This window comes from Flavobacterium profundi (assembly GCF_006491645.1).
In the GTDB taxonomy this organism is placed as follows: domain Bacteria; phylum Bacteroidota; class Bacteroidia; order Flavobacteriales; family Flavobacteriaceae; genus Flavobacterium; species Flavobacterium profundi.
The window spans coordinates 311708-336477 of sequence record NZ_VDCZ01000001.1; the positions used below are offsets into that span (position 1 = coordinate 311708).

Annotated in this window: 27 protein-coding genes; 19 read left to right on the forward strand and 8 right to left on the reverse strand. The window is 32.0% G+C overall.

Features of this window, described 5'->3' with window-relative positions; genetic code table 11:
• The first annotated feature begins 18 nt into the window (after nt 1–18).
• Together FHG05_RS01595 and FHG05_RS01600 are read left to right on the forward strand one after the other, a co-directional pair.
• The gene (locus tag FHG05_RS01595; RefSeq protein WP_140996250.1) at nt 19–573 is read left to right on the forward strand and encodes a thioredoxin family protein; all 555 of its coding nucleotides are present in this window, start codon (nt 19–21) and stop codon (nt 571–573) included.
• A 90-nt stretch (nt 574–663) separates the two neighbouring features.
• Nucleotides 664–1533: a cation diffusion facilitator family transporter gene (locus FHG05_RS01600; RefSeq protein ID WP_140996251.1), complete on the forward strand. Its 870-nt coding sequence runs from the start codon at nt 664–666 to the stop codon at nt 1531–1533.
• A gap of 15 nt (nt 1534–1548) precedes the next feature.
• Here FHG05_RS01600 and FHG05_RS01605 read toward each other — a convergent pair whose 3' ends face one another.
• The 5 genes from FHG05_RS01605 to FHG05_RS01625 form a co-directional block, all read right to left on the reverse strand.
• Entirely contained in the window at nt 1549–2046 is a 498-nt protein-coding gene (locus FHG05_RS01605; protein WP_140996252.1) for a hypothetical protein, read from the reverse strand.
• A gap of 53 nt (nt 2047–2099) precedes the next feature.
• On the reverse strand, nt 2100–2399 hold the full coding sequence (locus FHG05_RS01610) for a cytochrome c (protein ID WP_140996253.1): 300 nt from the start codon (nt 2397–2399) through the stop codon (nt 2100–2102).
• A gap of 95 nt (nt 2400–2494) precedes the next feature.
• Nucleotides 2495–3355 (reverse strand): acyl-CoA thioester hydrolase/BAAT C-terminal domain-containing protein, encoded by an 861-nt coding sequence (locus tag FHG05_RS01615; protein WP_140996254.1) that lies wholly within the window; start codon nt 3353–3355, stop codon nt 2495–2497.
• Nucleotides 3356–3425: 70 nt separating this feature from the next.
• Nucleotides 3426–3998, reverse strand: coding sequence for a Crp/Fnr family transcriptional regulator (locus FHG05_RS01620; RefSeq protein WP_140996255.1), 573 nt, complete (start codon nt 3996–3998; stop codon nt 3426–3428).
• Nucleotides 3999–4080: 82 nt separating this feature from the next.
• On the reverse strand, nt 4081–5013 hold the full coding sequence (locus FHG05_RS01625) for a peptidylprolyl isomerase (protein ID WP_140996256.1): 933 nt from the start codon (nt 5011–5013) through the stop codon (nt 4081–4083).
• A 117-nt stretch (nt 5014–5130) separates the two neighbouring features.
• Here FHG05_RS01625 and FHG05_RS01630 point away from each other — a divergent pair, with 117 nt between their 5' ends.
• The 10 genes from FHG05_RS01630 (at nt 5131) to FHG05_RS01675 (ending at nt 14069) form a co-directional block, all read left to right on the forward strand.
• Nucleotides 5131–5589, forward strand: coding sequence for a GNAT family N-acetyltransferase (locus FHG05_RS01630; RefSeq protein WP_140996257.1), 459 nt, complete (start codon nt 5131–5133; stop codon nt 5587–5589).
• A gap of 116 nt (nt 5590–5705) precedes the next feature.
• Nucleotides 5706–6425: a 3-ketoacyl-ACP reductase gene (locus FHG05_RS01635; RefSeq protein WP_140996258.1), complete on the forward strand. Its 720-nt coding sequence runs from the start codon at nt 5706–5708 to the stop codon at nt 6423–6425.
• Nucleotides 6426–6579: 154 nt separating this feature from the next.
• Nucleotides 6580–7095: a DUF2975 domain-containing protein gene (locus tag FHG05_RS01640; RefSeq protein WP_140996259.1), complete on the forward strand. Its 516-nt coding sequence runs from the start codon at nt 6580–6582 to the stop codon at nt 7093–7095.
• A 2-nt stretch (nt 7096–7097) separates the two neighbouring features.
• Nucleotides 7098–7304, forward strand: a complete 207-nt coding sequence (locus FHG05_RS01645; RefSeq protein ID WP_140996260.1) for a helix-turn-helix domain-containing protein — start codon at nt 7098–7100, stop codon at nt 7302–7304.
• 99 nt (nt 7305–7403) lie between these two features.
• Complete coding sequence (locus tag FHG05_RS01650; RefSeq protein WP_140996261.1) at nt 7404–8276, forward strand: ABC transporter ATP-binding protein; 873 nt, start codon at nt 7404–7406, stop codon at nt 8274–8276.
• A 6-nt stretch (nt 8277–8282) separates the two neighbouring features.
• On the forward strand, nt 8283–11759 hold the full coding sequence (locus FHG05_RS01655) for an ABC transporter permease/M1 family aminopeptidase (RefSeq protein WP_140996262.1): 3477 nt from the start codon (nt 8283–8285) through the stop codon (nt 11757–11759).
• 64 nt (nt 11760–11823) lie between these two features.
• The gene (locus tag FHG05_RS01660) at nt 11824–12270 is read left to right on the forward strand and encodes a DUF1569 domain-containing protein (RefSeq protein ID WP_140996263.1); all 447 of its coding nucleotides are present in this window, start codon (nt 11824–11826) and stop codon (nt 12268–12270) included.
• An 80-nt stretch (nt 12271–12350) separates the two neighbouring features.
• On the forward strand, nt 12351–13028 hold the full coding sequence (gene trmD, locus FHG05_RS01665; protein ID WP_140996264.1) for a tRNA (guanosine(37)-N1)-methyltransferase TrmD: 678 nt from the start codon (nt 12351–12353) through the stop codon (nt 13026–13028).
• Nucleotides 13029–13203: 175 nt separating this feature from the next.
• Nucleotides 13204–13557 carry a 50S ribosomal protein L19 gene (gene rplS, locus FHG05_RS01670; RefSeq protein ID WP_140996265.1) on the forward strand — a complete coding sequence of 118 codons (354 nt, stop codon included), beginning with the start codon at nt 13204–13206 and terminating at the stop codon, nt 13555–13557.
• A 38-nt stretch (nt 13558–13595) separates the two neighbouring features.
• The gene (locus FHG05_RS01675) at nt 13596–14069 is read left to right on the forward strand and encodes a DoxX family protein (RefSeq protein ID WP_232338039.1); all 474 of its coding nucleotides are present in this window, start codon (nt 13596–13598) and stop codon (nt 14067–14069) included.
• 64 nt (nt 14070–14133) lie between these two features.
• On the opposite strand, the gene lpdA is transcribed toward FHG05_RS01675, so the two are convergent.
• The 3 genes from lpdA to FHG05_RS01690 all read right to left on the reverse strand — a co-directional run bounded on the left by lpdA (nt 14134) and on the right by FHG05_RS01690 (nt 16390).
• Entirely contained in the window at nt 14134–15537 is a 1404-nt protein-coding gene (gene lpdA / locus FHG05_RS01680) for a dihydrolipoyl dehydrogenase (RefSeq protein ID WP_140996266.1), read from the reverse strand.
• Between the two features lie 141 nt (nt 15538–15678).
• Nucleotides 15679–15876 carry a hypothetical protein gene (locus FHG05_RS01685; protein WP_140996267.1) on the reverse strand — a complete coding sequence of 66 codons (198 nt, stop codon included), beginning with the start codon at nt 15874–15876 and terminating at the stop codon, nt 15679–15681.
• A gap of 46 nt (nt 15877–15922) precedes the next feature.
• On the reverse strand, nt 15923–16390 hold the full coding sequence (locus FHG05_RS01690; protein ID WP_140996268.1) for an Lrp/AsnC family transcriptional regulator: 468 nt from the start codon (nt 16388–16390) through the stop codon (nt 15923–15925).
• A 148-nt stretch (nt 16391–16538) separates the two neighbouring features.
• On the opposite strand from FHG05_RS01690, the gene FHG05_RS01695 reads away from it, so the two are divergent.
• The 7 genes from FHG05_RS01695 to FHG05_RS01725 all read left to right on the forward strand — a co-directional run bounded on the left by FHG05_RS01695 (nt 16539) and on the right by FHG05_RS01725 (nt 24666).
• Nucleotides 16539–17741, forward strand: coding sequence for an aminotransferase class I/II-fold pyridoxal phosphate-dependent enzyme (locus tag FHG05_RS01695; RefSeq protein ID WP_140996269.1), 1203 nt, complete (start codon nt 16539–16541; stop codon nt 17739–17741).
• 82 nt (nt 17742–17823) lie between these two features.
• On the forward strand, nt 17824–19176 hold the full coding sequence (locus tag FHG05_RS01700; RefSeq protein WP_140996270.1) for a M28 family peptidase: 1353 nt from the start codon (nt 17824–17826) through the stop codon (nt 19174–19176).
• A gap of 111 nt (nt 19177–19287) precedes the next feature.
• On the forward strand, nt 19288–20745 hold the full coding sequence (nhaC, locus tag FHG05_RS01705) for a Na+/H+ antiporter NhaC (protein WP_140996271.1): 1458 nt from the start codon (nt 19288–19290) through the stop codon (nt 20743–20745).
• A gap of 150 nt (nt 20746–20895) precedes the next feature.
• Complete coding sequence (katG, locus tag FHG05_RS01710; protein WP_140996272.1) at nt 20896–23079, forward strand: catalase/peroxidase HPI; 2184 nt, start codon at nt 20896–20898, stop codon at nt 23077–23079.
• A gap of 239 nt (nt 23080–23318) precedes the next feature.
• Nucleotides 23319–23954, forward strand: coding sequence for a peroxiredoxin (locus FHG05_RS01715; protein WP_140996273.1), 636 nt, complete (start codon nt 23319–23321; stop codon nt 23952–23954).
• Between the two features lie 83 nt (nt 23955–24037).
• Nucleotides 24038–24346, forward strand: a complete 309-nt coding sequence (locus FHG05_RS01720) for a thioredoxin family protein (protein ID WP_140996274.1) — start codon at nt 24038–24040, stop codon at nt 24344–24346.
• 59 nt (nt 24347–24405) lie between these two features.
• On the forward strand, nt 24406–24666 hold the full coding sequence (locus tag FHG05_RS01725; protein ID WP_140996275.1) for a DUF6952 family protein: 261 nt from the start codon (nt 24406–24408) through the stop codon (nt 24664–24666).
• The last annotated feature ends 104 nt before the right edge of the window (nt 24667–24770 follow it).

The following is a 24770-nucleotide window of genomic DNA, read 5'->3' on the forward strand; positions in this document are numbered from 1 at the left end:
TTAATTTCAATCATTATAATGGCACAAACTCCTTCCAATATGTTAGCTTTAGGAACAAAAGCTCCTGATTTTTTATTACCTGCAACTAACTTTAACACCAACTTTAATTTTGCCGAATGCAAAGGACATAAAGGCACAGTAGTACTTTTTATTTGTAATCATTGTCCATTTGTTTTACATGTTATTGATGAAATCGTGATGATTGCCAATGATTATCGAGTGCAAGGTATAGGTGTAGTGGCTATTTCAAGCAATGATATTGTAAAATACCCGCAAGACAGTCCCGAAAAAATGGCTGATTTCGCTTTAGAAAACAAAATAGACTTTCCTTATTTATTTGATGAAAGTCAAGCCGTTGCCAAAGCATATGATGCCGCTTGCACACCCGATTTTTATCTTTTTAATGCTGAAGACCGATTAATTTATAGAGGCCAACTGGATGATTCTCGTCCTGGAAACGGTATTCCTGTAAGTGGCAGTGATTTAAGAAATGCAATTGACAGTATTATTTACAATAGACATTTAAACGAAGTACAAAAACCAAGCATTGGATGTGGCATTAAATGGAAATAAAGTCTAGTTTTTTATTCAAAAAACATAGGTGTACTTTTTTAGAATACCTACCTTTGCTAAAAGACTTATAAAACTGCGAAATATCTAAAAATGACGAATCAAGAAACCGCCATTAAAGCCACCTACTTTAGTATTTTGGGAAATATCGGATTAGCAACTATAAAAGGATTAGCTGGATTTTTTGGAAATTCATATGCCCTTATTGCAGACGCTATTGAATCTACAGCGGATATTTTCTCCTCTTTTTTAGTCTTATTTGGAATAAAATATTCCAATCGACCAGCAGATGAAAACCATCCATATGGACATGGAAGAGCAGAACCTTTAATTACTTTTATTGTGGTGGGTTTCCTAATAACTTCAGCTACTATAATCGCCTACGAAAGCATTCAAAATATTGGTACACCGCATCAATTACCTAAATCTTGGACTTTGATTGTTCTTGCTATTATTATCATTTGGAAAGAATATTCCTTTCAAAAAGTGATGAAAAGAGCTATTCAAACCAATAGTTCTTCGCTAAAGGCAGATGCTTGGCATCATCGTAGTGACGCTGTTACTTCTATCGCAGCATTTTTAGGAATTTCTATTGCTTTATTTTTTGGAAAAGGGTACGAATCTGCCGATGATTGGGCTGCATTACTCGCCTCATTTTTCATCTTATACAACAGTTATTTAATTTTCAGACCTGCTTTGGGAGAAATTATGGACGAACATCGCTATCAGGATTTGGAACAAAACATAAGAACTATTTCTTTAAAAGTGGAAGGTATTTTAGGAACTGAAAAATGTTTTATCCGAAAAGCAGGAATGAAGTATCATGTTGATCTACACGCGATTGTAGATGCAAACATCTCTGTAAAAGAAGGGCATGATTTAGCGCATCAATTAAAAGACACGTTACGAAATGAAATTTTTGAATTGGGTCATGTTCTAATTCATGTGGAACCCAATGAATAAGTTAGACGGCTCTCCTTATTTTTCTAAAATAACTTCAACCGGATTATTTGTTCTTTTACCAAACATCTTTGCTTTTTCATTTTCAGAAGAACACAATACATATAAGTTAAAACTTTGCAAGGGAATAATTTGTATTTTATAAATACCTTTGGGATCTTCTATTTTAATGCTAAAATCTTCCGCTGGAAACGTATTGGTTACTGAAATAAAATAAGCATCCTTTGCATAAGGAAAAAAGTAGCGCTCTTTTTCACCATCTTTATTCACCAAATAGTTTTGAGCAAAAACCAAAGGTTCATTGCCTTTGTTCCAACTGTACATGTTGTTTATATTAATAACTTCTTTACCGTTTTCTGATACAATTGTAATTTTTAAATCTTTTGGATTTTCAATCACTCCATTTTCATGAACATTCACCACGATGTAAGAGGTAAAATCATACCCACAATGCTGAATTTGACCTATAGCAAGAAAGGAAAAAAGAAAAAAAAGAAAAGAAAAATGCGATTTCATACTAAATAAAGGCTCGTTATTTACTGTAGAAAAGCAAATAACGAGCCAAAAGTTTATTGATTCATTACTAAATAATTAAAAACTAAGTCACGTTGTTCATCTGTGATTCTTGCTTTTTTTTGCATTCTTAAAACAATAGGCTCCCATTGCTCTTTTGTAAATTTATCTGCGCTATACAAAGCATGACATTTTCCACAATTATTTTCATACAACATTTTCCCTTCAGCCTGTTCTGGAGAAAGAACAACTTCTTTCTTTTCTATCGCTTCAGTAGTTTCAATTGTCTTTTTACTTGACGAGCAAGCCACTAAAAGTAAACCCAAAATGAGTCCAGCACTTATTTTTATTTTCATAATTTAAATTAGTATTTGGGTAAAAATACAAAAATGAAGAAAATATAAAATCTATTATGGAAGTTTTTTCAATACATACTACTTATAAATAAAACCTATTCGTTTATAAAATGATTATCCAAAAAATCAAAGACTATATCAAAATGTTTTAAAGGCTCCGTATGACCTCCAGCAATAGGTATATGCTGATAATATTTTTTATAATTCTTTTCTCTTAATCTTTTTACAATCGATTCACTCATTTCCATGGAAGGCCATTCTTCATCTTGAGTTGCTGAAAGTAATAAAACAGAAGCATTCATATTTTCAACAGGAATTACTGCTTTTTTTACGGATTCTTCTTCAAGTAACATCATCTGAAAAGCGCCTAATCGGTCTCCATTTAACAAATAAGGTATAATGGCATATGGTGGCAAGATAAAAGGAACTTCTTTATCGTTGTAAGTCCAAGATGAAGTATTATTCATTACAGTTAAGGCTGGAAAAGTAACGTTACTTGCCACAATTGCTACTACTGCATCTATATCTGAATATAAGCTAGCCAAATTAAGTACTAACTCACCTCCTTTTGACCCACCAATAATCGCAATTTTGGAAGCGTCAATATGAGAATTTTTTGCTGCATTCCTAATACTATCGTGAATGGCATTCAAAGAAATTCGATCCAAATTTGAAGAAGTTGCTTTCCCTCCAAAATATTCAACAGCTAAAAAAGCGTATCCTCTTTTTAAAAATTCATCTCTAGTAGGTTTCCAATAATTGCTTTCCCATGGATTACCACCTTCTGAACCTCCAAAGCCTACTATTAAAGGTTGGTTTTCAGATTTACCAACATATAATGTACATCTTATTTTACCATGATTTTTATCTAATGGAGGTATATAATATTCTAAAAAGATATAAATCCCTATCACAAGTAGCAAAAGCATTGCTGCTATTTTTAAAACTTTTTTCATTTTTAACTCATTTTAATTACATCAAAGAAAACCTTAAAAAACAGCAAAACTTTTGATTTAAATCAAAAAATTATTTTCTAATTCTACTGAGTGTTTCTTGTGTAATTCCCAAATAGGAAGCCACCATTCCAAGAGGAATTCTATGATAAATATCTTTATAAACTTCACAAAAATGATTGTATTTTTCTTTTGCAGTAGTAAATCGTAAAATAGTTATGCGCTCTAATAAATGCCTCATTATGGCTCCCATAGAAAGTCTCGCGTATCTTTCCATCTCAGGAAAATGATCAAACAAATACCCCAAATCATTTATTTCCAACCAAAATACACTTGTATCTTCAATAGCATCAATGTCATAAATATCAACTTTTCTTTGCATAAAGCTTTTAGGAGAATTTACCCATTCATTTTCACAAGAAAAAAACTCAGTTATTTCTTTTCCATCTTTCAGAAAAAAACTTCTTACAAGTCCTTTTTGTATAAAATAACTTTTAGTACATACTTTATGACTTTGATGTAACAGTTCCCCTTTTTTAAATTCTTGATATTCAATCCTGTTGAACAATTCTATTTTTAAAGATTCGCTTATAGGAATAAATTTTTCAAAATGATGATATAAAATAGATTCTTTCTGAGTTTCCATATTCATTTAATTAAAAAATCCCGAAAAATATTCCGGGATTTTAGTATCATTTATTTCAATAAATAATTTTTAAAATTAAGGATTATTTTACATCCATTAATTCTACATCAAATACTAAAGTAGCGTCTGGTGGGATAACACCTCCAGCACCTCTCGATCCGTATCCTAGATAAGAAGGAATTACAAAACGGGCTTTATCACCAACTTGTAACAACGCAATTCCTTCATCCCAACCTTCAATAACTTGACCAACACCTAATTGAAAATCGATAGGTTGTTTTCTTTTGTAAGAAGAATCAAAAACTTGTCCATTATCTAAAGCTCCTTGATAGTGTACAGAAACTTTTTTTCCTTTTTCTGCTTGTTTACCATTTCCTTTTTGAATAATTTGATAACGTAAGCCACTTTCCGTTTTTTGGAAACCAGCAGCCAATTTCTCTAATGCTTCTTCTGCTAGTCTTTTTTGTTCTGCTAATCTTTTCTCGCGAGAACCTTCAAATGTTCTAAAAGCTTCAATTGCATTCCAGTTCTTAGCTTCTTCACCTACTCTAATTATTTCTACAGATTCCATTACATCGCCTTGAGCAATAGCATCCACTACATCTTGTCCTTCTACCACATGACCAAAAACAGAGTGTTTCCCATCTAACCACGGTGTAGGCACATGCGTTATAAAAAATTGAGAACCATTAGTTCCAGGTCCAGCATTTGCCATAGACAAAACTCCTGGTTTGTCATGTTTTAATTCGGGATGAAATTCATCATCAAATTTATAGCCCCCATCTCCAGTACCAGTTCCTAAAGGGCAACCACCTTGAATCATAAAATCTGGAATAACACGGTGAAACTTTAATCCGTTATAATATGGTGTTCCCATTGCTTTTGCTTTGTTATCTAACTGACCTTCAGCCAATCCTACAAAGTTCCCAACAGTTCCTGGTGTTTTATCGTGTGTTAATTTTACTAATATACTACCTTTAGGAGTAGTAAATTTTGCATAAATTCCGTCTTGCATTTCGTGTTTATTTAAATTTTAAGCTACAAATTTACTAATATTATATCTAAAACATTTATAAATAAACTATAAAATATCTTCTCCTTTATCTAATTTTGCCATTCTAATTTATTGCAAATGAAACCGCTTATCATTACCTATCAACCCGAGTATAAAAATCAATTTATCGATTTAAACAAAGCTTGGTTAGAAGAATTTTTTGTTGTAGAACCACATGACAATGATGTCTTTAATAATATTGAAAGTTATATTTTAGAACCTGGTGGAATGATTTTCTTTTGTATAGTTAATAATGAAGTAGCAGGCACGGTTGCTATGCAAAAAGTGAACAACACCACTTATGAATTAGCCAAACTGGCAGTAGCAAAAAAATTTCAAGGTCTTAAATTAAGTAATCTTTTAATGGATAGCTGTCTTGCTTTTGCAAAAGCAAAGAAAGCGGAAATGATTATGCTTTTATCCAATCGAAAGTTAGAAAACGCATTACGTTTATATGAAAAATATGGGTTTATTGAAGTTCCTATGCAAGAAAACGACTATACTCGAGCAAATATTCAAATGGAATTAAAGTTATAATTTTCATTTTATAAAACTCTGTTTATTCAAATTAAATTTACCTAAATTTCATACAAAATTGGCAAAATTTTAGCCTATAAACTCCTAATTTTGCCATCAAATTAAAACGAATAGACATGGCACATTTAAAAGGTAAAAAAGCGATTATTACTGGAGGCAGTAGAGGTTTAGGCAAGGCAACTGCGATTGCTTTTGCAAAAGAAGGAATAGACGTTGCCATTACCGGAAGAAACGAAAAGAGGCTACAAGAGACCGTTGAAGAATTACAACAATTTGGCGTAAAAGCAAGTTATGCTGTTTTTAACGTAGGCAATTATGATGAAGTAAAAAATGGCGTTAAAAGAATAATTGCAACTATAGGAGCAGTAGATATTTTGGTTAACAATGCAGGCATTGCTGCATTTGGATCTTTTAACGACATGGAGGTCAAACAATGGGAAGAAATTATCCAAACCAATGTTTTAGGGATGTATTATGTTACCAAAGAAGTACTGCCTTTTTTAATAGAAAAAAATGAAGGGGATATCATTAACGTTTCTTCTACTGCAGGCTTAAATGGAAATCCAAATACTTCTGCCTATTCTGCATCTAAATTTGCCGTAATTGGAATGTCGGAATCCCTAATGAAAGAAGTTCGTAAAAACAATATCAGAGTTTGCACTTTAACACCAAGCACTATAGTTTCTGATATGTCTATTGACTTAGGTATTGCAAGTAATGACACTCCAGATTCTGTGTTACAACCCGAAGATTTTGCAGCATTAATTGTAGCAGGATTAAAATTGCCAAGAAGAGCCATGTTGAAAGGAGCATCACTTTGGTCTACAAATCCTTAATGATTATAATTTAAAAAATGCATAATGGAGGTAAAAATCTATTATGCATTTTTTTGTATCTAGTCGCAGTAGAAAATAAATTATTTAATTTTTATAATAATTTATCGTAAAACAATAATTATTTATATATTTGCAATAATAATATATTTGTTTTATGAAGACAACCAGAATCATTTCAATCCTATTATTTTATTTTGTAAGAATAATTGCGTTCTTATATGGTCTAACTACAGTTTATGTAGCCATAGTAACAATTTTTAAAACTAATGCACTGAGAATACTAGAACAAAATCGTTTTGCAGTGTGTTATCCTTTTACAGATAAAAATTTCATCTTGGGTAGCGCCTATACTTTTCATTACATCACAGAAATGTTAGTTACTTTGGCTTTTTATAGTTTGTTTTTCTTTGGTTTAAGTAATGTATTTCAAACATTTAAACAAACGAAATTATTTACCGCTCGTGGTGTATTTCATTTAAAATTTTTTTACATAACAAATCTACTTATGGCACCCATTATTTTTAGTTGCATTAGTATTAATCCCACAGAAGATTTTCCCTATTTCGCAATGATTGTGGGACATGCAATTATTGGTATATTCGCATTCTTTATAGCAGCTATATTTCAACAAGGGTTACATTTACAAACTGATCAAGACTTAATTATTTAAATATGCCAATTATTGTTAACATAGATGTTATGCTTGCCAAACGCAAAATGCAAAGTAAAGAATTGGCTGAAAAGTTAGGTATAACCCAAGCCAATTTATCCATACTAAAAACAGGTAAAGCTAAAGGTATTCGTTTCGAAACTTTAGAAGCAATTTGTGATGCTTTACAATGTCAACCGGGTGACATTCTAGAATACGTTACGGAATAACATCTTTTCAAATACTACTCTTTTTTTCAGCTAAAATATAGTTGAGAGCAAGTCTGTTGTCTAAAAACAAAAATAATAATCATCAAAATCAATCTCAAAATGAACAGTTTAACAATTAAAAATCTCCAAAAGACGTATAAAAATGGAGTCGTAGCCATAAACGATATTTCGCTAGAAATTACTAATGGCATGTTTGGACTTTTAGGACCAAATGGTGCTGGAAAATCATCTTTAATGAAAACCATTGCTGGTTTGCAAAAGCCAGATAGCGGTACAGTTCTCTTTAATGGAATTAACTGTATTGACGACCCTTTTTTTATAAAAAAACAACTTGGTTTTTTACCTCAAGATTTTGGTGTATACCCAAAAATTTCAGCTTATGATTTACTAACTCACATTGCCATACTTAAAGGAATTATAAATACAAAAGAGCGTAAAGAACAAGTTAATTTCTTATTGGAAAAAGTTAATTTATACCAACACAGCAACAAAGAAGTCCATACTTTTTCTGGTGGAATGCGACAACGCTTTGGTATTGCGCAAGCGTTATTAGGTAACCCACAATTAGTTATAGTAGATGAACCCACAGCAGGTTTAGATCCTGAAGAAAGAAACCGGTTCAATAACCTACTTAATGAAATAAGCGAAGATATCATTATTATTCTTTCTACTCATTTGGTCGAAGATGTAAAAAATCTATGCAAAGAAATGGCCATCATTAACAACGGAACACTTTTAGCAAAAGGCAAACCAACTGATTTTATTGCTGAAATTACTGGAAAACTTTGGCAAAAAACCATAGACAAAAATCAAGTAATGCAATATGAAAAAGAATACAATGTTGTCCTAACTCAATTAAATATGGGAACCGTAACGATTCATGTACAATCGGAGGCACAACCAGACACTTCTTTTAGACCCATACTCCCTAACCTTGAAGATGTATATTTCTCTATTCTTAACCAAAAATAAACGACCATGAATACTTTATTAAAATTTGAATTGCAGTCTTATTTTAAAAAAATAAGATTCCACCTCCTTATGGTTTTTATTTTAAGCATAGGGGTTTTTGCTGGAACTAAATTCTCCATTTCTGTAGGCTCTGAAATCTATAAAAATGCGCCATATACCTTATTTTATATGATTGGCTTTCTAAGTCTTTTAAGTATTCTTTTCACCACACTTTTAGTTTCACAAATACTCTTTAAAGAGCAAGAAGCTCATTTTAATTTAATTCTATATACCACACCAATTACTAAAAAAATGTATTTAAAAAATCGATTCATTTTAGTTTTTGGTATTAGTTTTCTCTTTTTTTCTCTTCTTGTTTTAGGTTTTGGCTTTGGCCAACAAATAAGATGGAATCCTAGCGATTATACTTATTTTAATCTTTTAGCTTTTCTTGTTCCTCTTTTTCTCCTTGGCGGCATTAATACTTTCTTTTGTAGCGCAGTTATGTGCAGCATTAGTTGGCTAACTCAAAACAAATTAATGACCTATATTTCAGGCTTATTTATCTACATCTTGTACATGGTAGCTTTGCTTTTTTCCAATTCTCCATTTATGGCACAATCCATGCCTCAATCGGAAGAAGCAAGAAAAATAGCTGCACTTATTGATCCTTTTGGTCTTTCTGGCTTTTTCATGCAAACCAATACTTATTCCATCACTCAAAAAAACACCGAAATTATATTTCCTGAAGGTTATTTCCTTATTAACAGAGTTGTTGTTTTATTACTTTCTATTCTTTTTTTAGGAGGCACGTATCACTTTTTTTCATTTCAAATTAAAAGCAGAAAATCTCGTAAAAATAAAATTACAGATGCTATTAATAATAATTCAACGCTACCTATTAAAAAAACAAATCCTATTTTCAATTGGAAAACAGCATTTAAAAGTTTAAGTTTTTCAACTTATTTACATTTAAAATATATTGTAAAAAGTATTCCTTTTATTTTAATTTGTTTAGGGCTACTTTTTAGTGTAGGCATGGAAATCTATGGAGCTATCGAAAAAGGAATTAGGTTGCCTCAAAAATATGTAACTTCAGGAGTAACAACCAACGCTATCTTAGACACTTTTCCAATTCTTGGGCTTATAATTATTCTTTTTTATGGACATGAAATTATTTGGCGAAGTAAAACAAATCGTTTTCATCTCATTGAAAATGCCACACCTCAGAACGAATTGATAAAGCTACTTTCAAAATGGCTAAGTTTATCCATCATTAGTATAGGGTTAAGCACTCTACTATTACTTTTAGGTATACTATTTCAGGTTACTTACCATTATACTTTCATTGACTGGGAAGCCTATTTTGGCATCTATCTTTTTGCTAGTTGTCCTTTATTGCTTAGTGCCGGACTTATTTGCCTCATTCAAAATTGGATTCCAAACAAATATATGGGTTTAACCCTTTCATCCATTTTTATTTTGTTAACAGCTACTGCCATAGGAAAAAGTTTTTTAATTCATCCTTTACTACGTTTTCAAATCCCATTAAAAGCAGCATATAGCGACATGAATGGTTTTGGAATATACACTTATTCCTATACTTGGTTACTGTTCTTCGGTTTTTCTTTTGTAGGCTTGCTTTTATATATAACCACTCAAAGGTTAAGCGAACAAAAAAGATACCTTCATTTTACGATTATAACCGTATTGATTTTTATAAATGGAGTAAGCGGATTTCTATTTTCTAAAGATTTTCAATATAAAAATCCTGATGAAATACTAAAAAATCAAGCGCTATATGAAAAACAATATCGAAAATTTCAAAATAAACCACAACCCTCAATTACGAATGTTATTACTAATGTTGCTTTATTCCCTAGCCAAAATAGATATCATATTACAGGTGAATATCACATTCAAAACAAAACCAATAAACCTATTACAGAAATTTTAGTAAATTTTAGTACTGATTTCAACATAAAAAAAGCTATAATACAAACACAGAATGCTTCATATACAGTAACCAATCAATACGAAATTATCTCCTTACAAAAAGATTTATTACCGCAAGAAAAAGCTGTTTTTAATTTTGTTTTAGAATACCAATGGTTTCCTATAAACGGTCATCAATCCTTCAATACAATTGTAGCCAATGGTTCTTTCATGAGAATTAGCAGGTATTACCCTCAATTGGGTTACCAAGCCGATAGAGAAATAAGCAAAAAAGAACAAAGAGCAAATTTTCAGCTTGGTGATGCTACTATTATAAAAAAACTAGAAGCCCCAAAAACAAAAACAGATGATTTTATACATCTAAAAATGACAATCTCAACTGAAAATGATCAAACCGCCATTAGTGTAGGTGAATTAACAAACCAATGGAAAAAGAAAAACAGGAACTATTTTGTTTATGAAACCACAAGTCCTATCCCTTTTCGTTTTGCCATTTCATCCGCTCGTTATTCCTTAACAGAAACACTTTATAAAGGAAAAAAAATTGAAGTTTTTTATCATCCTAAACATAATGAAAATGTAGCGCATTTAATCCAAAACATTAAAAACACGCTAGACTATTGTCAAAATAATTTTAGTAAATACCCATTCAAAACCATCCGTTTTGCCGAAATTTCTTCATTCACAAAAGGTTTTGCGGCTACTGCTTATCCCAATACTATTTTCATGACAGAAAACACTATATTTCACAGCAATATCAAAGCGGATAAACAACAAGACGTTATTAATGAATTAGCAGGTCATGAATTATCTCATATTTGGTGGGGAAACAACCAAATTAATCCAGATGACAGAGAAGGTTATACAATGCTTACTGAAAGTTTTGCCATGTACACCGAACTTATGCTAGCAAAAAAAATGTACGGACAAAAAAGAGTATTGGAAAACGTGAATCTTCATACTGGAATTTATTTAAACGAACGAAACTTTGAAACTGAAAAACCTCTATATAAAGTTGATCATAATCAGACACATCTTAACTATTCTAAAGGTCTAGTAGCTATGTACCAATTAAGTGAACGAATAGGAGAAGCAAAAACAAATAAAGCATTGAAAAACTTTTTAAACAAAAATAAATATCCCAACCGCAACCCTACTACTACCGATTTTTTAAATGAATTGTACGCCATTACTGAGAAAAAAATGCATCCAAAAATAGATGATTTGTTTAAAAGAATTACACTTTACCATTTCCAAGCAAAAAATATGATTGTAAAAAAAAACAAAGATACTTTCGAATTACACTTGAATATAATAGCCCATAAATATTATGAAAATGGAAAAGGAAAAAAAACAAATGCTATTTTCAATGATTCTATTGAGATTACTATTGAATTTTCTGATGGAAGTAACAAAACAATACAAACCAAATTATTGAAAGATAATATTAGTATAAAAATTATTTTAGAGAAAAAACCAGTATATTTATACTTCGACCCCAATCAAAAATTTATCAAACAAAACAATGAACGTTTTTCTATACAATAAAACATAAAAAGTCCATAACACAGAATATATCGTTATTTACCTAATAATAAATAGTTATATACCTATGAAAAATATATTCCACCCAAAAGACAATCAAGAAATGATTGCTCGAATTCATAATTTAACTTTAGAGTCTAAAGCGCTCTGGGGTAAAATGACAGTAAACCAAATGTTATCCCATTGTATTGCTCCTATTAATGTAGCACTTGGAACAGAAAAAATAAACGTTCCAATTCCACTCAGAATCATGGGAAGACTAATGAAAAAATCATGGTTAGATGCTCCAGAATTTAAAAAAAACTACCATACAGCTAAAGAATTTATCCGCAAGGAAAATTATGATTTTGAAACCACAAAGAACGAATTAATAAAAAGTGTTGAAAAATTAAGTGAAGGTTTTCAGGTAGTACAATTAGAAATACATCCTTTTTGGGGTAAACTCACAGAAAAAGATTGGAACAATCTCCAATGGAAACATTTAGACCATCATTTAAGACAATTTGGAGTTTAATTATTTTTTGTATGAGTTTTAAGTTACTTACCTTTGCACACTTGTTTTTGAAAACAATGCAATTGAAATAAAGAAGTACCATGCGCATCGATATTATTACTGTTTTACCTGAATTGATTAAAAGTCCTTTTGAAGCTTCTATACTTAAGAGAGCCATCGAAAAAGGACTCGTTGAAGTTCACTTTCACAATTTGAGAGATTATACTACAAACAAACAGAAAAGTGTGGATGATTATCAATTTGGCGGCGGTGCCGGAATGGTAATGAGCATTCAGCCTATTGATGATTGTATAACAAAATTAAAAAGGGAACGCGCATACGATGAAGTAATATACATGACTCCAGATGGTGAAACATTACATCAAGGAATGGCTAACAGCATGTCGCTTTTAAAAAACATTATCATCCTTTGCGGCCATTATAAAGGTGTAGATCAAAGAGTTCGTGATCAATTCATAACCCGAGAAATTTCAATTGGAGATTATGTTTTATCAGGTGGCGAATTAGGTGCTGCCGTTTTATGCGACAGTATTATTCGATTAATTCCTGGTGTTTTAAGCAATGAAACTTCAGCTTTAACCGATAGTTTTCAAGACAATTTATTAGCTCCTCCCGTTTACACTCGACCAGCTGAATATAAAGGTTGGAAAGTTCCAGACATCTTACTAAGCGGAAATTTTCCAAAAATAGAAGAATGGAGAGAACAAAAAGCCTATGAACATACTAAAAACAGACGCCCTGATTTATTAAAAGAATAATTTTCAGAAACTTAACAATCTGAATAAAGTTTTCAAAAAGAAGCATTTCAATTAAAAATATTAGGTTTTGGAATTTGAAAATTGGTTTTTTTAATTATCTTTGCACCCACATTTGGACCAACCTCTAGCGAAAGACGTGTATGTTGCTCTGAATCAAACATTTATTTTATACAAAATGGCTAATTTAGTTGATTTCGTAAATAACGAATTCGTTGCAAAAAAAGATTTCCCAGATTTTAATTCTGGAGACACAATTACTGTGTACTATGAAATTAAAGAGGGTGAAAAAACAAGAACTCAGTTCTTCAAAGGTGTTGTAATCCAAAGAAGAGGTTCTGGTTTAACTGAAACTTTTACAATTCGTAAAATGTCTGGTGCTGTTGGTGTAGAGCGTATCTTCCCAGTAAACATGCCAGCATTACAAAAAATTGAAGTGAACCAAAGAGGTAAAGTTCGTAGAGCTCGTATTTTCTACTTCAGAGAACTTACTGGTAAAAAAGCAAAAATTAAAGAAAAAAGAAGAGGTTAATCTCTCATTTTCTGAAAATTATAAAAAAGTCGCAACAAATGTTGCGACTTTTTTTATTAGACACAAATCCATCTATAGCAACAAAACGAATACTTAATTTAGCTATATTTGATATACTAACCTTAAAAATCATTCATATGAGAATTGCAACGATTATTATTCGTATCCTTCTAGGATTATTTTTACTTTTTGCGTCCATCACCTATTTTTTTCCAATGGGAGAACAGCCTGCACCAACTGGAGATATGGCAACTGTTTTCGCAGGTTTTATGGCTACTAAATACTTAATGCCTTTAGCCAAATCTGTAGAGTTACTAGTTGGCCTTTCTTATGTGTCTGGAAAATTTGTACGTCTTTTCAATTTGGTTTTACTTCCTGTTTCACTCAACATTTTACTTTTAAATATATTCCCAACAAAAGAAGCCTTACCAGTTGCATTAATCTTATTTTTAGGAAACTTATTTCTAATTTATTCGCATTGGAACAGCTATAAAGATATTTTAAAAGCCTAATCCTTTTAAAAATAAAAAAGCCAAATTCAATGAATTTGGCTTTTTAAACAATATAATTTTTAACTTATACGTGTAAAGCCCTATTATCTGTTGCTGCTAAAGCCGCTTCTTTTACCGCTTCTGCAAATGTTGGATGTGCATGAGACATTCTAGAGATATCTTCTGCACTAGCTCTAAACTCCATAGCCGTAACCGCTTCTGCAATTAAATCCGCACAACGAGCACCAATCATATGAATACCCAAAACCTCATCCGTTTTGGCATCTGCTAATATTTTAACAAATCCATCCGTATCACCTCCAGCTCTAGCTCTACCTAATGCCTTAAATGGGAAGTTACCAGCCTTGTAAACTACACCAGCTTCTTTTAATTGCTCTTCTGTTTTACCAACAGCAGCTACTTCTGGCCAAGTATACACAACACCTGGAATTAGATTATAATCAATGTGTGGTTTTTGTCCTGCTAAATATTCTGCTACTAAAACACCTTCTTCTTCCGCTTTATGAGCTAACATAGCGCCACGAATTACATCACCAATCGCATAAATATTAGAAACATTGGTTTGCAAATGATCATTCACTTCCACCAGACCTCTCTCAGAAATTTTCACACCCGCTTTATCAGCATGTAAACCGTCTGTATAAGGTCGACGACCTACTGCCACTAAACAGTAATCTCCTTCTAAGACCAATTCTTTTCCTTTAGCATCATCTGCCTTTACAGTCACATTGTTTCCACTTCTTGCAACTTCTTTAACCTTATGAGATGTGTAAAATTTCATGCCTTGCTTTTTCAATACTTTTGTCAATTCTTTAGACAAAGAACTATCCATACCAGGAATAATGCGATCCATATATTCTACTACAGAAACTTGAGCTCCCAAACGCAAATACACTTGACCTAACTCAATACCTATTACTCCACCACCAATAATTACCAAATGCTTAGGTATTTCTGGCAACTTTAAAGCTTCAGTAGAAGTAATCACTCTTTCTTTATCAATTTGTATAAAAGGCAAGTTAGATGGTTTAGAACCTGTTGCAATAATTGTATTTTTTGACTCAATTACTTCTGAAGAACCATCTTTTTTCGAAATTTTTATATGAGTTGCATCTTCAAACGACCCAACGCCTTCAAAAACTGTAATTTTATTTTTATCCATTAAGAATTTTACACCACTACACGTTTGATCCACAACTGCTTGCTTGCGCTCAATCATCTTTTCTAGATTAATTTTAACATCGCCTGAAACCTCAATTCCATGATCAGCAAAATGTTGTAATTCCTCATAATGATGTGAAGAAGCTAACATAGCTTTAGACGGAATACACCCCACATTTAAACAAGTTCCTCCTAAAGTAGCATATTTTTCAATAATTGCAGTTTTGAATCCTAACTGAGCACATCGTATTGCTGATACGTACCCGCCTGGACCAGAACCTATAATGGTAACATCAAATTGACTCATAATATATTATTTCTTTGATTTAATTTAAAAATACAAAATTATGAAATATTAATCCTTTTTCTGCATTATTTACAGATATTTAAAAATAAAAAAGTCTGCCAATTATGACAGACTTTTAAATCATTTTTATTTTAAAGAAATTTAAATTTCTTCATGACATGTATATACTTGTGGGCAAGCAATGAATTTTTGGCAATAAAATGGACCTGTTACTGAACCACTACAAGAACACCCACATTTAGATAAATCATAGTTTCCACTAACTCCTCCAAAAATGTTTTTTTGATTTTCTTTTGTTAGTACTTGTGCTCCTTCAATGTTTAAAAATTTACTTTTCATGTTTTTTAAAATTTTATTTGTTAGTGAAGCTAATATACAAAAAAAATTAGTTGCCTTGCAATCTAAAAACCGTAGTATTTTTTACTTCACCAATCATAAAAGTACTATGCGTACTTCCAATATGCTGAATGGTAGTTAGTTTAGTAACCATAAATTCCCGATACGCTTCCATATCTTTAACATAAATTTTTAAAATATAATCATAATCACCACTCACATGAAAACATTCCAAAACTTCATCGAGTTTAACGACCTCTTTCTCAAATTGTGCAATCAAATCAATATTATGTTGTATCAACTTCACATGACAAAAAACCACAAAATTTTTCTCTATCTTTGATTTATCTAAAAGAGCCACATATTTTTGAATTACTTGCTCTCTTTCAAGCTTCTTAATTCGCTCATAAACAGCCGTAACGGATAAATTTAATTTTAAAGATAATTCTTTAGTCGTCTTTTTAGTATCTGTTTGTAATAATTCGAGTAACTTTTTATCTATACTATCTAGTTTCATTTTTTACAATTTTAATCAAAAATACAAAATAATAGCACAAAAAACTATTTTTTAAACTTTAAACAGTTATCTATTCTAAATAATTTGATTTATATTGAAAATTTAATTTGATTTATTCAATTTTGAATCAAATTAAAAATCATTCTTTATGAGCACATTCAATCCTGCTGACAAAATTCAAGACCTACAATATTTTGGAGAATTTGGAGGTGTTAACCCTTCCATCTCTGATAGTTCAACGTATACTTTCCTTTCTGCAAAAACTATGTTTGACACCTTTGAAGGGAATGCAGAAGGATGTTATTTATATTCTAGACACTCTTCTCCAAGTAATTTATATTTAGACAAAGCTTTAGCTGCTATGGAAGGAACGGAATCTGCAAATGTAGCAGCTTCTGGAATGGGGGCAATTACTCCTACTCTTTTACAATTATGTGGAAATGGTGATCACATCGTTTCAAGCCGAACCATTTACGGTGGCACCTATGCCTTTTTAAAGAATTTTGCCCCAAGAATGGGAGTTCAAACCTCTTTTGTAGACATTACAAAATTAGAAAGTGTCGAAGCTGCGATTACCTCAAACACAAAAGTAATCTATTGTGAAACTGTGAGCAATCCACTATTAGAAGTTGCAGATTTGTCGAGTTTATCAAAAATTGCAAAAAAACACAATTTAAAATTAGTGGTTGACAATACTTTTTCACCCCTTTCTGTTTCTCCAATTCAATTAGGCGCTGATATTGTAATTCATTCACTAACAAAATATATTAATGGTAGTAGCGATACAGTTGGAGGTGTAGTTTGTGCTTCACAAGAATTCATCAATGATTTAAAAAATGTAAATACAGGTGCAAGCATGCTTTTAGGCCCAACTATGGACAGTATGAGGAGTGCTAGTGTAATGAAAAATCTTAGAACTTTACATTTACGAATCAAACAACACAGCTATAATGCTGCTTACTTAGCTGAAAAATTTGAACAAGATGGTTTAAAAACAGTTTACCCAGGGCTAAAAAGTCATCCAAGTCATGAAATCTATAAAAACATGATTAATCCTGAATATGGTTTTGGAGGTATGATGACGATAGATGTTGGCTCTCTAGAAAAAGCAAATGAATTAATGGAATTAATGCAGGAAAGAAATTTAGGGTATTTAGCAGTAAGCTTAGGGTTTTACAAAACTTTATTCAGTGCTCCAGGAACTTCAACCTCATCAGAAATACCATTAGAAGAACAAAAAGAAATGGGATTAACAGATGGTTTAATTCGTTTTTCGATTGGTCTTGACAATGATATTGAAAGAACCTATCAAATGATGAAAGCATGTATGAAAGAATTAAACGTTTTATAATAAAATTTACCTAATATGTTATAAAATCCAATTACAAATACTGTAGTTGGATTTTTTTTATCTTTGAAAGAAAGTAACTACAATGAAAAAAATACTATTCTTTTTTTGTCTTCAATTTTCTGTATCCTTCTACGGACAAGACACCCGAATATATGACATCATTAATAATGTATCTGTAGAACGCATTAAAAATGACATTACCAGATTAACTGAATTCGGCACTCGAAACACCTTTAGCGATACTATTTCTAACAAAAGAGGAATTGGTGCGGCTCGCAGATGGATTAAATCAGAATTTGAAACCATTTCTAAAAACTGTAAAAATTGTTTAGAGGTATTTTACCAAAAAGATTTCGTTACAACGAATGATGGCGAACGTGTTCCCAAAGACACCTGGATTGTCAATGTTGTAGCCATACAAAAAGGAACAAAATATCCGAATCGATATATTATTATGAGTGGCGATATTGATAGCCGGAATTCAGATACCATGGATTACACGAACGATGCTCCTGGAGCCAATGATAATGCTTCTGGTATGGCTGGAACGATTGAAGCCGCAAGAGTTCTTTCTAAATATCAATTTGAAAATAGCATTATTTATGTAGGGCTATCAGGTGAAGAACAAGGATTGTTCGGTGGTAAAGGATTTGCGAATTACGCTCAAAAAAAAGAATGGGAAATTATAGGTGTACTCAACAATGATATGATTGGAAATATAGAAGGAGTAGATGGCGTAATTGACAACAGAACCTTTCGTATTTTTTCAGAGCCTACACCCGCAAATGAAAAGGAAAAAGAGCGCAACTTAAGGCGCTTTTATGGAGGAGAGGTTGACGGAAATTCAAGACAATTGGCACGTTATATCGAAAAAACTACCAAAACCTATATGCCAGAAATGAATCCTATGATGATTTATCGTTTAGATCGTTTTGGAAGAGGTGGTCATCATCGTCCTTTTAATGATTTAGGGTTTGCAGGTGTTAGAATTATGGAAGCACATGAAAATTATAACAGACAACATCAGAATATTAGAACTGAAAACGGTATTAAATATGGTGATGTTTTAGAAGGGGTTAATTTCGAATACGCTAAAAAATTAACTACAGTAAACGCTATAAATTTAGCTGCTTTAGCTTGGGCCCCACCTGCCCCAAAAAATGTTCAAATTGGAGGAATTGTTCAAGCTAATGTAAAATTAAAATGGGATAAAATAGAAGACGACATTATTTTTGGATATAAAATATATTGGAGACTAACCACCTCTTCACAATGGGAGTTTAGCAGGTTTGTAGGAAAAACAGATAATTTTGAACTAGAAGGCATTGTCATTGATAATTATTATTTTGGTGTTGCAACTGTTGGCAAAAATGGAAATGAAAGTCCTGTCGTATTTCCAAATGATATCATAAAAGAAACCTTTAGAAAAAGGTAATACTTTATTTGAAAAAATAGAAATCTAAAAATTAATAAGTAGCTATAGTTTTAACGATAATCTTTTGCTAATCGTAACACTTTGGCTATATTGCGACTTCAAAAAAAATAAATGGACACAAAAATTATAAAAAACAAAGAATTAAATATTTGGGAAGCTTTAATCCCTGTAGTAGCATTAGTAATAATGCTTGGTTATAATGTATATGTATTTGGAGACAGTGCTTTAGGTGGAAGCAATCAATTTATTCTACTACTTGGTGCAGCAGTAGCAGCTATAGTAGGTTTTTTCAACAAAGTTACGTATCAAAAAATGATTGATGAAGTAGCGGAAAATATTAAATCTACAGCGGGTGCCATTCTTATATTACTTATGGTAGGTGCTTTGGCGGGCACTTGGTTAGTTAGCGGTATCATACCTTCCATGATTTATTATGGATTACAAATTTTAAGCCCAGCTATCTTCTTACCTGCCACCTTAATTATTTGTTCCGTTATCTCAATCGCAACGGGTAGCTCTTGGACTACTTCAGCAACAGTAGGTATCGCATTAATTGGAATTGGTGGCACTTTAGGATTCCCATTAGGTATGGTTGCAGGAGCTGTAATTTCTGGAGCTTATTTTGGTGATAAGCTTTCACCAATGTCAGACACAACAAACTTAGCTCCAGCAATGGCAGGAACTGATTTATTTACACATATTAAATACATGACGCTTACAACCGTTCCAACCTATATTGTTTCTTTAATTCTTTTTATTATACTAGGATTAACAGTAGACACAACTGGAATAGCAGATTCATCTGTATTATTAGCAGATATTGAAAAAGCATTCCATATTACACCATGGCTGTTTATCGTTCCCTTCATTGTAATTGGTTTAATTGTTAAAAAAACAGAACCTTTAATTGCATTACTAATAGGAACTTTATTAGCGGGTATTTTTGCCATACTATTTCAACCAGAAATTGTTTTAATGCTTTCTGGAGGAAAAACATTAAATTTTGCAAATGCTTATAAAGGGGTTTTAAATGCCATCACAACTGATTCTGTTATCCCTACTGAAAACAGTACATTAACAGACCTATTCAAATCAGGAGGTATGCAAAAAATGTTAGGAACCATTTGGTTAATCCTTTGTGCTATGGTTTTTGGAGGTATAATGGATGCTATTGGAGCCTTATCTAGAATAAGTCAAGCATTATTAAATCTTGCCAAATCAACTTTTGGACTTTTTGCTTCAACCGTAGGAAGTTGTTTGGCCTTAAACATTACAGCATCTGATCAATATTTAGCTATTGTTGTTCCTGGAAAAATGTTTTCCAAAGCTTATGCAGATAAAGGTCTCGCTCCAGAAAATTTAAGTAGAACCTTAGAAGATTCGGGTACTGTTACTTCTGTATTAATCCCTTGGAATACGTGTGGTGCATATCAGTCTGGAACTTTAGGAGTAGAAACATTTGATTATCTTCCCTATGCATTTTTTAACTTGTTGAGTCCATTTATGACTTTATTATTTGCAGCATTTAACATCAAAATAAGACAATTAGTTTCGACTATTAAAAACTAAGAAAGCTATAGTTTAAATCTATTTTAAAATAAAAATTAACCATTACTTAAAAAGAGTAATGGTTTTTTTATTTGTAAATTTGAGATACTATCAATTATAACAAACAATTTGATACAAATTTCTCAATATTAATACAAAATCACTAAAACTATGGAACATTCTAATGATTTAAGCAAATGCCCTTTTCACAGTAAAGAAGATGTTACTAAAAAAGCAACCAACAATCAATATTGGTGGCCCGAAACACTTAACCTTGATATTTTACATCAGCACGATGTCAAAACTAATCCTTTAGGAGAAGATTTTGATTATGCAGAAGAGTTTAAAAAATTAGATTTAGAAGCTGTAAAAACAGATTTAAAAAACCTAATGACGGAAAGTCAGGATTGGTGGCCAGCAGATTGGGGTCATTATGGTGGTTTAATGATTCGTTTGGCTTGGCATTCTGCTGGAACCTATAGAATTTCTGATGGTAGGGGTGGTAGTAACACTGGAAATCAAAGATTTGCCCCACTAAATAGTTGGCCAGACAATGTAAGCTTAGACAAGGGTAGACGCTTGTTGTGGCCTATTAAGAAAAAATATGGAAATAAAATCTCTTGGGCTGATCTTATGATTTTAGCAGGAAACATGGCCTATGAATCTATGGGACTTAAGACTTTTGGGTTTGCAGGCGGAAGAAAAGATATTTGGCATCCTGAAAAAGATGTATATTGGGGCTCTGAAAAAGAATGGCTAGCAGCTACTAAAGAGCGTTATGATAATGATGAAAATCGAGAATCATTAGACAATCCTTTAGCAGCCGTTCAAATGGGATTAATATATGTGAATCCTGAAGGCGTTGATGGAAAACCAGACCCTTTACGAACAGCCATCGATGTACGAACTACATTTAAACGTATGGCAATGAATGATGAAGAAACGGTTGCTTTAACAGCGGGTGGCCATACTGTAGGGAAAGCACATGGTAATGGAGACGCATCCATATTAGGAAAAGAACCAGAAGCAGGTGAAATTGAAAGTCAAGGTTTTGGCTGGGGTAACCCAACAAGAACAGGTGTGGGAGCTGATGCTGTAACGAGTGGTATTGAAGGAGCATGGACAACACATCCAACACAATGGGACAATGGTTATTTCTATTTATTATTCACTTACGAATGGGAATTGAAAAAAAGTCCAGCTGGAGCTTGGCAATGGGAGCCTATCAATATTAAAGAAGAAGACAAACCTATAGACGCTTTTGACCCAACAAAAAGAAATAATCCTATCATGACCGATGCAGATATGGCTATGAAAATGGACCCTATTTATAGAGCAATTTCTGAAAAATTCTATAAAAATCCTGATTATTTCACAGAAGTTTTTGCAAGAGCATGGTTTAAATTAACCCATAGAGATTTAGGTCCAAAAGATCGTTATCTAGGACCAGATGTTCCAAAAGAAGATTTGATTTGGCAAGATCCAGTTCCAAAAGTAGATTATACCTTAAGTGATTTAGAAGTAAAAGAATTAAAAGAACAATTATTAAATTGTGGTCTATCAAAATCCGATTTAATAACAACAGCTTGGGACAGTGCCAGAACTTTTAGAGGTTCTGACTTTAGAGGAGGTGCAAATGGTGCTCGTATTCGATTGGCTCCACAAAAAGATTGGATAGGTAATGAACCGGAAAGATTACAAAAAGTATTGCAAAAACTTTCAGAAGTTCAAGCACAATATTCTAAAAAAATTAGCATTGCTGACCTTATTGTTTTAGGCGGTAGTGCTGCTGTTGAAAAAGCAGCTAAAGAAGCCGGATTTGATGTAGTTGTTCCTTTCTTACCAGGTAGAGGAGATGCAACAGCAGAAATGACCGATGCTGAATCTTTTGCAGACCTTGAGCCGACTCATGATGCTTTTAGAAATTGGTTAAAAAAGGATTATGCTGTAAAACCTGAAGAGTTAATGCTTGATAGAGCTCAATTAATGGGATTAACTGCTCCAGAAATGACGGTCTTGTTAGGTGGAATGCGCGTTTTAGGAACCAATTATGGCAATACAAAAGAGGGTGTTTTCACAGAAAATGTAGGTGTATTGACTAATGATTTCTTTGTGAATTTAACCGATATGAATTATAGTTGGAAACCTACTGGAAAAAATTCTTATGCCATAGTAAATAGAAAAACAGGAGTAACGCATTGGACCGCAACAAGAGTTGATTTAGTATTTGGATCCAATTCTATTCTAAGAGCCTATGCTGAAGTATATGCTCAAGACGATGCTAAAGAAAAATTCGTAAAAGATTTTATTAAAGCATGGGTTAAAGTCATGAATGCAGATCGATTTGACCAATAAATAATAAACTAACAAAAAACCAAAAGCACTTCTAAATATAGAAGTGCTTTTTTTATTTATTTAATAATTTTATTAATTCAATTTTATTAATTCAATAAATATTAAGTTAATTTTTTGTAAGAAATATTGGTATAATTATTCTCTATTATTCAATAAAAACAAACCATCAAAAGCTCCTTAAAATAGTCATGGATTTAGTAATTTTGCATCATTAAAATAACTCAAAAAATTAGTTAATTATGTCATTAGTAGGAAAAAAATTCCCAAACATTACAGTTGATGCTATCTCAGAAATGGGCGATAATTTAAGAATCAATGTATTAGAAGAAGCTACAAAAAACAACAAAAAAGTTTTATTATTTTGGTATCCAAAAGATTTTACTTTTGTATGTCCAACAGAATTACATGCTTTTCAAGCAGCTTTAGGAGAGTTTGAAAAAAGAAACACTATCGTAATTGGTGCTTCTTGTGACACTAATGAAGTTCACTTTGCTTGGTTAAACACTCCTAAAAACAATGGAGGAATTGAAGGTGTTACGTATCCTTTATTAGCAGATACAACAAGAAATTTAGCTGCTGCTTTAGATATTTTAGATGCAGAATGGGTTTATGATGAAAATTTAGACGAAGAAATCTTAGCAGGTTCAAATGTAACATTCAGAGCAACTTATTTAATTGATGAAGAGGGTAAAATTTTCCACGAAAGTGTAAATGATATGCCATTAGGAAGAAATGTCAATGAATATTTACGTTTAATTGATGCATACACTCACGTTCAAACTAAAGGTGAAGTATGTCCTGCAAACTGGGAAGAAGGGAAAGAAGCAATGAATGCAGATCGTTTAAGTACAGCAGCTTATTTAAGCCAAAACTAAAAATCAAAATTTATCTTATCATTTTCAATAGCAATGTTTTAAATTGCTATTGAATTTGATGAGATTATTAAAATTGAAATAAAATGTTTACAGAAATAGAACAAGATAATTTAGCAGAAATTATTAACTCTAACGACATTGTGGTCGTTCAATATTCTGCATCATGGTGTGGAAATTGCAGAATCATGAAGCCAAAATTTAAAAAATTAGCTTCTGAAAATGAAACTATTCCTTTTTTAGTTGTTGATGCTGAAAAATTTCCGGAATCAAGAAAACTAGCCAAAGTAGACAACTTACCTACGTTTGCTACTTTTAAAAATGGCGCTTTGGTCAACCAAACACAAACCAATAAAGCAGAGGTTTTAACGGAATTAGTAAACGAAGTAATATAACGAGTTGGTAAACTTTGGAAAAATTATTCTTTTAACGAATCCATTCAAAAATAAGAAACATGAAATTACCCGTTATCAAACAACTAACACAGTTTATTGAGGATAATGATGCTGATTATCTAGTAGAAACCATCGAAGTTTTAGAAAATTTAACTGAGGTTTCTTCTTTAAAAGATGAAGAGTTAGATGTAATTGGAGAACTAATATCCAATTTATACGGAGCTCTTGAAGTACATAAATTAATCAAAGAAGGCAAAGATAAAAAGACCGCTTTAAATGATTTTATGAAGCGTGTTCTAGGCTCAATTGACAAAGAATAGGAAATGCTAAAAGCTTTCCTGTTTTTTTCATTTCGACAAAAAAAATACAGCGTCGAAATCAATTCCAACACTGTATTTTGCATAAAAACTAATCCTCACAAATT

Coding starts and splice junctions, on each gene's coding strand:
- FHG05_RS01605 (WP_140996252.1), bottom strand. CDS start 2,046: ATGAAATCGCATTTTTCTTTTCTTTTTTTTCTTTTTTCCTTTCTTGCT.
- katG (WP_140996272.1), top strand. CDS start 20,896: ATGGAACATTCTAATGATTTAAGCAAATGCCCTTTTCACAGTAAAGAA.
- FHG05_RS01685 (WP_140996267.1), bottom strand. CDS start 15,876: ATGAAAAGTAAATTTTTAAACATTGAAGGAGCACAAGTACTAACAAAA.
- FHG05_RS01600 (WP_140996251.1), top strand. CDS start 664: ATGACGAATCAAGAAACCGCCATTAAAGCCACCTACTTTAGTATTTTG.
- FHG05_RS01690 (WP_140996268.1), bottom strand. CDS start 16,390: ATGAAACTAGATAGTATAGATAAAAAGTTACTCGAATTATTACAAACA.
- FHG05_RS01720 (WP_140996274.1), top strand. CDS start 24,038: ATGTTTACAGAAATAGAACAAGATAATTTAGCAGAAATTATTAACTCT.
- lpdA (WP_140996266.1), bottom strand. CDS start 15,537: ATGAGTCAATTTGATGTTACCATTATAGGTTCTGGTCCAGGCGGGTAC.
- nhaC (WP_140996271.1), top strand. CDS start 19,288: ATGGACACAAAAATTATAAAAAACAAAGAATTAAATATTTGGGAAGCT.
- FHG05_RS01700 (WP_140996270.1), top strand. CDS start 17,824: ATGAAAAAAATACTATTCTTTTTTTGTCTTCAATTTTCTGTATCCTTC.
- FHG05_RS01610 (WP_140996253.1), bottom strand. CDS start 2,399: ATGAAAATAAAAATAAGTGCTGGACTCATTTTGGGTTTACTTTTAGTG.
- FHG05_RS01615 (WP_140996254.1), bottom strand. CDS start 3,355: ATGAAAAAAGTTTTAAAAATAGCAGCAATGCTTTTGCTACTTGTGATA.
- FHG05_RS01595 (WP_140996250.1), top strand. CDS start 19: ATGGCACAAACTCCTTCCAATATGTTAGCTTTAGGAACAAAAGCTCCT.
- FHG05_RS01650 (WP_140996261.1), top strand. CDS start 7,404: ATGAACAGTTTAACAATTAAAAATCTCCAAAAGACGTATAAAAATGGA.
- rplS (WP_140996265.1), top strand. CDS start 13,204: ATGGCTAATTTAGTTGATTTCGTAAATAACGAATTCGTTGCAAAAAAA.
- FHG05_RS01640 (WP_140996259.1), top strand. CDS start 6,580: ATGAAGACAACCAGAATCATTTCAATCCTATTATTTTATTTTGTAAGA.
- FHG05_RS01675 (WP_232338039.1), top strand. CDS start 13,596: ATGTTGCGACTTTTTTTATTAGACACAAATCCATCTATAGCAACAAAA.
- FHG05_RS01655 (WP_140996262.1), top strand. CDS start 8,283: ATGAATACTTTATTAAAATTTGAATTGCAGTCTTATTTTAAAAAAATA.
- FHG05_RS01695 (WP_140996269.1), top strand. CDS start 16,539: ATGAGCACATTCAATCCTGCTGACAAAATTCAAGACCTACAATATTTT.
- FHG05_RS01630 (WP_140996257.1), top strand. CDS start 5,131: ATGAAACCGCTTATCATTACCTATCAACCCGAGTATAAAAATCAATTT.
- FHG05_RS01660 (WP_140996263.1), top strand. CDS start 11,824: ATGAAAAATATATTCCACCCAAAAGACAATCAAGAAATGATTGCTCGA.
- FHG05_RS01620 (WP_140996255.1), bottom strand. CDS start 3,998: ATGGAAACTCAGAAAGAATCTATTTTATATCATCATTTTGAAAAATTT.
- FHG05_RS01715 (WP_140996273.1), top strand. CDS start 23,319: ATGTCATTAGTAGGAAAAAAATTCCCAAACATTACAGTTGATGCTATC.
- FHG05_RS01625 (WP_140996256.1), bottom strand. CDS start 5,013: ATGCAAGACGGAATTTATGCAAAATTTACTACTCCTAAAGGTAGTATA.
- FHG05_RS01645 (WP_140996260.1), top strand. CDS start 7,098: ATGCCAATTATTGTTAACATAGATGTTATGCTTGCCAAACGCAAAATG.
- trmD (WP_140996264.1), top strand. CDS start 12,351: ATGCGCATCGATATTATTACTGTTTTACCTGAATTGATTAAAAGTCCT.
- FHG05_RS01725 (WP_140996275.1), top strand. CDS start 24,406: ATGAAATTACCCGTTATCAAACAACTAACACAGTTTATTGAGGATAAT.
- FHG05_RS01635 (WP_140996258.1), top strand. CDS start 5,706: ATGGCACATTTAAAAGGTAAAAAAGCGATTATTACTGGAGGCAGTAGA.